The organism is Ramlibacter sp. (assembly GCF_035706265.1).
Lineage (GTDB): Bacteria > Pseudomonadota > Gammaproteobacteria > Burkholderiales > Burkholderiaceae_C > Ramlibacter.
Genome location: NZ_DASSVG010000596.1, coordinates 1 through 2,686, shown reverse-complemented (window position 1 = coordinate 2,686; position 2,686 = coordinate 1). Strand labels below are relative to the sequence as shown.

At 72.5% G+C, this 2,686-nt stretch carries 2 protein-coding genes and 1 pseudogene; all 3 read right to left on the bottom strand.

The window, feature by feature from the left end; genetic code table 11:
* A pseudogene (locus VFM98_RS21325) lies at window positions 1-518 on the bottom strand (glycosyltransferase); the annotation flags it as partial.
* Window positions 509-1,633 carry a glycosyltransferase family 4 protein gene (locus tag VFM98_RS21320; RefSeq protein WP_325111898.1) on the bottom strand — a complete coding sequence of 375 codons (1,125 nt, stop codon included), beginning with the start codon at window positions 1,631-1,633 and terminating at the stop codon, window positions 509-511. The pseudogene VFM98_RS21325 and the gene VFM98_RS21320, both read right to left, overlap by 10 nt.
* On the bottom strand, window positions 1,623-2,633 hold the full coding sequence (locus VFM98_RS21315) for a Gfo/Idh/MocA family oxidoreductase (protein WP_325111897.1): 1,011 nt from the start codon (window positions 2,631-2,633) through the stop codon (window positions 1,623-1,625). The genes VFM98_RS21320 and VFM98_RS21315 overlap by 11 nt, the downstream gene beginning before the upstream one ends.
* Window positions 2,634-2,686: the final 53 nt, after the last annotated feature.

The window sequence follows — 2,686 nt, the reverse complement described above, 5'->3', positions numbered from 1 at the left end:
TGGTCGGCCGCCTCGTGCCAGGTCCACGCCCGCTCGGCCCAGCCCTTGGCGCGGTAGAGATCGCGGATCGCGCTGCCGAAGGCCAGCACGCCGTCGTAGTGGCGCAGGTCGTAGGCCGCCATGCTCTCGGGCTCGGTCACGGCGCGGTGGTGCGTGTCGTGGAACAGCAGCCGGTACTGCGGGTTGGCCTTGCGGTGCTCGCCGATGCGCCGCACCAGCGCGTGCTCGTTCCACTCGTGCACCAGCACGAGATCGGCCTGGTCCAGCGCCAGGTCGAGATCGAGCTCGGCTGGCTGGTAGCGGATGCTTTGCAGTTGCGGATAGGCGCGGGCAAAGCCCTGCAGCGGCGCCGCGCCGTATTCGGCCACGAGGTTGGTGACGCTCCAGGCATCGACCGGCTCGTACACCTCGAGCTGGTGGCCGCGCGCGAGCAGCTCGGTGCAGACGCCGCGCAGGAAGTGCGCGTTGCCGTGGTTCCAGTCGGAGACGAGCGAGTGGCAGAAGACGACTACGCGCACGCGAGTTCCTCCGGAGCGGCGGTGGCGAAGCGGGGCGCGAGGCGCGCGTAGGCCTGCAGGTAGGCCTCGCACTGCCGCACGGGCGAGAAGTGGCTGGCGCGCGAGCGGGCCGCCGCAGCGAGGCGCGCGCGCTCCGGTTCCCCCTCCATCAAACGCAGCAGCGCACGCTGCAAGGCCGCGGGGTCGTCGGGCGGCACGTAGAGCGCGGCCTCGCCCCAGGTTTCGCGCAGGCTGGCGATGTCCCCCAGCACCAGGGCGCAGCCGCTGAGTGCCGCTTCGAGCACTGACAGGCCGAAGGGTTCGTAGCGCGCCGGCAGCGCGTAGACCGCCGCTTCGGACAACGTGCGCGCCAGTTGCGCGCGCGGCAGTTCGCCCAGGCACTGCACGTGCTGCGCGTGGACCGTGCCGCCGTCAGGGTGCTGCGCGGCACCGGCGACCTTCACCGGCCAGGGCAGGGCGGGGGCGACCTGCTCTAGCGCCGCGAGATTCTTCGCCGCATCCCAGAAGCGCCCGGCCGCCAGCACGAAGTGCGCCTTGGCCGCGGGCGCGAAGAGCGCCGGGTCGGCCGCGTTCGGCAGCACGAGGCCACGGGCCGTGTCTACGCCATAGTTCTCCGCCAACGTCCCCAGCATGGCGCGCGTGGGCGCGGCGACCAGCGCCGCGCCGGCGAGGCCCTGCGTGACCCGGGTGCGGTAGGTGCACCACTCGGCCGGCGCCGCCGTGCCGTGCACCGCCCGCCACCACGAGAGCACGCAGGAGTGCGCCACCAGCAGCGTCGGCGCGCGGAAGGGCAAGGCCCCGAAATCGAACTGGTTCAGGTGCACGAGGTCGGGCGCGAACTCGCGCTCCAGCGCGAGCAGCCACTGGCCGGCCGCATCCACGTCCGGCCAGCAGTCCTGCATCCATTCGAGCTTGCAGGCCGACGCGAACAGCTGCACGCCGGCCACGCCCGCCAGCTCCTGCCGCTGGTGCGCCGAGGGCAGCGCCCCCATGGTCGCAACCGCCACCTCGATGCCGCGCGCGGCCAGCGCGCGGGCCAGTTCGACGGCATAGGTCCAGACGCCGCCGACGGTGTCGGCCGTCATCAGCACCCGCAGCGGACGCTCAGCGGCCATAGATCCGGTCCAGCACCGAGGCGACCTGCACGATGCTCTCGATGGTGTTCTCGTAGCGCGCGCCGGCCGCGAGCCGCCGCGCCCAGTCGACGATCGCGCGGCCGCCCCAGGCGTCCGGCGGCTCGGCCAGCGGGATGCGGCGCGTGCCTTCGAAGCGCGCCGCGGCGAAGTCGAAGAAGGAGCCGTTCACGTTGGTCATCGCGGCGCCGCCGCGGCTGCCGTGGAAGTGCGCCTCGATCACGGCATCGCGGCCCGTCGAGACGTTCCAGGAACAGGCGATGCGCACGACCGCGCCAGTGGCGAGGTGGAGTTCGGCCACCGCGTAATCCTCCACGGTGCCGCTGCCGGGTGCGAGCGGCTGGCCGCGGGCATAGAGGCGGCTCGTCACGCGCTCCACCGTGGGAAAGCCGAGCGTCCAGAGCGCCAGGTCCACCAAGTGGATGCCGAGGTCGATCGCGCAGCCGCCGCCGGCCAGGGCCATGTCGTGGGCCCAGCCCTTGTCCGGGCCATAGGCGTTGTGGAACACGAGGTCGACGGCATGGACGGAACCCAGCTCGCCTTCCACCACGGCATTGCGGATGCGGCGCATGGCCTCGGTGTGGCGGTAGGACAGGTCCACGCCCAGCAGCCGGTCGGCCCGGCGCGCCGCCGCGACGATCGCGGCGTTCTCGGCTTCGGTGCGCGCCAGCGGCTTCTGGCAGAACACGGCCAGGCCGCTTTCGAGCACTTGCAGCGCCTGCTGCGCATGCAGCGCGCTCGGTGTGGCGATCACCACGCCCTCGAGCGGATGCTGCAGCAGCTCGTCGAGGCTGCCGGCGAGCGCCGCGTCGGGCGCCAGCGCGCGGACCTGTTCGCGCGCGGCTTCGGAGGGATCCGCCACGGCCACCACCTGGCAGGCCTGCTCCGCCAGCAGCGCCTGCAGGCGATGCTGCCCGATCCAGCCGAGACCGAGGAAACCGAGGCGGGGAAGGGAACCTTTGTTCTTCTGCGATGTGCTCATGACGTGAGGACGAGGGCCTTCATGAATCCGTCGGGGCGGGTGCGCGTGAGCTC

Bases quoted from the DNA above. Each gene is read 5' to 3' on its own strand.
- VFM98_RS21320 (WP_325111898.1), bottom strand. From the start codon at position 1,633: ATGGCCGCTGAGCGTCCGCTGCGGGTGCTGATGACGGCCGACACCGTC.
- VFM98_RS21315 (WP_325111897.1), bottom strand. From the start codon at position 2,633: ATGAGCACATCGCAGAAGAACAAAGGTTCCCTTCCCCGCCTCGGTTTC.